Source organism: Campylobacter concisus, from assembly GCF_003048555.1.
GTDB lineage: Bacteria > Campylobacterota > Campylobacteria > Campylobacterales > Campylobacteraceae > Campylobacter_A > Campylobacter_A concisus_AO.
In genome coordinates, this window is the sequence record NZ_PIRR01000076.1 from 1 (window position 1) to 3,895 (window position 3,895).

Annotated in this window: 3 protein-coding genes; all 3 read left to right on the top strand. The window is 43.2% G+C overall.

What is annotated here, in order from left to right:
• Window positions 1-85: 85 nt before the first annotated feature.
• Genes sdhA through sdhE form a run of 3 tightly spaced genes read left to right on the top strand, consistent with a single transcriptional unit; the run spans window position 86 to window position 3,783 of the window.
• On the top strand, window positions 86-1,948 hold the full coding sequence (gene sdhA, locus CVS92_RS08840) for an 8-methylmenaquinol:fumarate reductase flavoprotein subunit (RefSeq protein WP_107789208.1): 1,863 nt from the start codon (window positions 86-88) through the stop codon (window positions 1,946-1,948).
• A gap of 9 nt (window positions 1,949-1,957) precedes the next feature.
• A complete protein-coding gene (gene sdhB / locus CVS92_RS08845; protein WP_107789209.1) occupies window positions 1,958-2,923 on the top strand; it encodes an 8-methylmenaquinol:fumarate reductase iron-sulfur subunit in 966 nt (321 codons plus the stop codon).
• 2 nt (window positions 2,924-2,925) lie between these two features.
• Window positions 2,926-3,783 (top strand): 8-methylmenaquinol:fumarate reductase membrane anchor subunit, encoded by an 858-nt coding sequence (gene sdhE, locus CVS92_RS08850; RefSeq protein WP_087585917.1) that lies wholly within the window; start codon window positions 2,926-2,928, stop codon window positions 3,781-3,783.
• Window positions 3,784-3,895 lie beyond the last annotated feature (112 nt).

Genomic DNA, 3,895 nt, shown 5'->3' on the forward strand with positions numbered 1-3,895 from the left:
TAATGTAGTTGTTTTAAAAAATATTAAGAAATAAACTGGCGGTGCGTTTTAAACGCTAAAAATTTACTAAGATAGGAAGTTATCAATGAGTGAAAAATTTACCAGAAGAGAATTTCTACAAAGTGCCTGTATCAGCGTAGGTGCGCTAGCTACAACGGCTGGTGCGACCAATGTTTTTGCTGGTGAGTTGCCAAAAGGCAATGAAAGTGGCTTGCCATCTGTTGATGTGCTAATAATCGGCTCTGGCGGTGCTGGACTTCGTGCAGCAACAGCCGTTCGCAAGCAATATCCAAACTCAACCGTCGTTGTTGCTACAAAAATGATGCCATCTCGCAATGCGACCTGTATGGCAGAGGGTGGAATAAACGGCGTTACTGACTTTAGTAATGGCGATAGCTTCAAGCTTCACGCTTATGACACAGTTAAAGGTGCGGCTTATCTTGCTGATCAAGATGCAGTTGTGAAATTTTGCGAGGCAGCAGGCGCAGTCATCCACGAGCTAGACCACAATGGCATGCTCTTTTCTCGTATAGACAATGGCGACGTGTCCCGTAAAGATAATGGTGATGTTGCGTTTCGCTTCATGGGTGGTGCTAGTAAAAAACGCTGTAACTATGCAGCTGATAAAACTGGTCACATTTTGATGCACGCTTGTCTTGATGACGCTATCACAGCTGGCGTTAAATTTTTAATGGATCATGAGCTGCTTGAGATCGGTCTTGAGGATGGCAAGGTTGAAGGCGTCGTTCTTCGCAACATCCAAGATGGTCAAATTTATCCAGTTCTTTGCAAATCTCTAGTCATCGCAACTGGCGGATACACTAGAATTTTCTATAACCGCACATCAGTTCCATTTATAGCAACTGGTGATGGCATCGCTGCTGCGCTTAAAGCAGGTCTTGGTTTTGAAGACCCTGAGATGCTTCAGTTTCACCCAACTGGCGTTCAAAATGGTGGCACACTAATCACAGAAGCTGCTCGCGGCGAGGGTGGATACTTACTAAACAACAAGGGCGAGCGCTTTATGAAAAACTATCACGAAAAGATGGAGCTAGCTCCTCGTGACGTCGTCGCTCGTGCGATCGAGACAGAAATTCGCGAAGGCAGAGGCTTTGGTGAGGGTATGAGCGCTTACGTGCTTTGTGACGTTCGCCACCTTGGCAAAGATACCATTATGAAAAAGCTTCCAAAAATTCGCCACACAGCTATGCTTTTCCAAAATATCGATCTAATCGAGCAACCAGTGCCTATCCGTCCAACAGCTCACTACTCAATGGGTGGCATAGAGGTAGCTAAAATTGATGATATGAGCACAAAAATTCCTGGAATTTATGTAGGTGGCGAGGCTTCATGTGTATCTATTCACGGTGCAAACCGCCTTGGTGGAAATAGCCTAACTGACGCAGTTGTAACTGGCGATCTAGCTGGCAAAGGTGCTGGCGCTTACGCTCAAAATGCAAAATTTGCAAGCGGCAAAAAGACTTCTGAGCTAGCAAAAATGTGGCAAGATAAATTTAAAGCTATCGCAACAGGCGAGGGCGGCGTAAATGATATGTACGCACTTCGTGAAGAGCTTGGAAAAAACAACTGGGATCTAATGGGTATCTTTAGAACTGGCGCAAAATTAGATCAACTCTCTAAAAACCTTGAAGCTATCCAAGCAAAATATGACACCCTTAAAGTGCCAAATCAAAATCCAGTCATGAATACTGCCTTTACCGACTACGTCGAGCTTGGCAACCTCATACTTCTTTCTCGTGCAGCATGCCTTGCAGCGCAAAATCGTCTTGAGAGCCGTGGCGCTCACACAAGAGAGGACTATCCAAAAAGAGATGATGTAAATTTCTTAAAACACAGCATAGTCACACTAAAAGAAGGCAAGCTTGAACTTAGCTACAAAGACGTTGTGACAGGCATATTTTCACTTGACGGCAAGAAGCCAGAGTAAGGAGCTAGGATGAAAATTATTATCGACCGTTTTGACGGAACTAAAAAATATGAATCAACTTATGAGCTAACAAATGAAGAGATCAAAGGCAAAACTCTTTTAACAGTGCTTCTTGATATCAAACAAAAAAAGGATGCGACGTTAAATTTCACAGCATCTTGCCGCTCAGCGATATGTGGAGCGTGTGCTGTTAGAGTAAATGGCCACTCATATCTAGCCTGTGATACAAAAATGAACGAGCTTTTGGCTGAGTATGACAATCCAGAGAGCATAAGAATTTCTCCACTTGGAAATTTCAAAGTGATCTCAGACCTCATGGTGGACTGGGAACCAAGTATTGAAAATTTACGCAAGATTAGGCCTAGCATCACTGCTAAGTCAGAATTTAGCGCAGAAAAAGGCTGTAAACAAAGTCAAAAAGAGTATGAAAAAGTAGCGCTTGAATGGGACTGCATACTTTGCGGAGCCTGTGCTAGCGAGTGTAATAAACTTGAAGCTGATGCGAGCGATTATATGCAGCCATTTGTATTTGTTCATGCTTATAGAGCGGCATTTGACTCACGCAGTAAAGATCCTATGCCGCACCTAAAACCAGCTATAGATAATGGCCTTTGGATGTGTGTAAAGTGCCAAGAGTGCGCTGATCGCTGTCCAAAAGGCATAAGTGCATGCAAAGACATAACTGATCTTCGCATTATGGCTATACAAAAAGGCTTTGATGATGGCATGGGGCCAGATCACGCTGAGGCGTTCTTAACCGATCTAGTTGATGGCTCAGGCAGACTAAATGAGATCAAGCTTGCGCTTCGCTCTGAGGGAGTGTTTAAAAATATGGGCAAAATGGATATCGCTGCAAATTTAATGCTTGCAGGTAAGATGAATCCGCTTCATATCTTTGGCGAAGAGGACATAGAAGGACATGATGATCTAGTAAAAATGATAAATGCGGCTCGCAAAGCTGCTAGTAAGGAGTAATTATGCAAAACGAATTCGCTTTTTTCCCAGGATGCGTACTCTCTCAAGCAGCTAAAGAGGCTAAGATGTCGCTTGAGGCTATCGCTCCGATACTTGGCTGGAAGCTTCACGAGATAAAGGGTTGGAGCTGCTGTGGGGCTCAACAAGCACAAGACGTTGATCCTATCGCTACGCTTGTGGCAAATGCTAGAAATATAGCGCTTGCAGAGCAGATGAATATGCCGATGCTTACGACATGCTCTACTTGTATGCTAACTCTAACAAGAGCTAAAACTACACTTGACAAGGGTGCAAAGGACCGCATAAATACTTTCTTGGCTGAGGGCAATATGAAATATAATGGCTCAACCGAGATCACAAGCCTTCTTTGGGTGCTTTATCAAAACGTAGAAACGCTAAGAGCAAAGGTTGTTAAGCCACTTAGTGGGCTAAAAGTAGCGCTATTTTATGGCTGCCACAGTCTAAGGCCTGAAAAAGATCTTCACAACAGGGAAAGCTCAGTCAATCCAAAGAGCTTTGAAACCGTTGTAGGCGCGCTTGGTGCTACTATTGTACCATTTGAGAAAAGACTTGACTGCTGTGGTTTCCACGCTAGCTATCCAGCCGGCACATCTGTAAGAAAAATGTCAAGCCAGATCGTAAATAACGCCGATGAAAACGGCGCTGACGTAGTTGTCACACCATGCCCGCTTTGTCAAATGCAACTTGACATCTACCAAGAGAGATATCAAGATGAAAACCACTCAAACGTGAGAAAGCCAATCATTCACCTATCTCAGCTTGTAGGTCTTGCACTTGGACTATCTGTCGAAGATCTAGGACTTGATCTAAACATCATCGACGCTACCAAGATAGCGTAAATTTTATCCCACGTCTTTTGGCGTGGGAAATTCTTAAAATTTATTTTTCTATTACAAATAAAGAGCAATTTTTTAGCATTTTATAAAAACTTAATTTATTTTTAATTATAAA

Excerpts from the sequence above, each read along its gene's own strand:
- sdhA (WP_107789208.1), top strand. The coding sequence starts at position 86 with ATGAGTGAAAAATTTACCAGAAGAGAATTTCTACAAAGTGCCTGTATC.
- sdhB (WP_107789209.1), top strand. The coding sequence starts at position 1,958 with ATGAAAATTATTATCGACCGTTTTGACGGAACTAAAAAATATGAATCA.
- sdhE (WP_087585917.1), top strand. The coding sequence starts at position 2,926 with ATGCAAAACGAATTCGCTTTTTTCCCAGGATGCGTACTCTCTCAAGCA.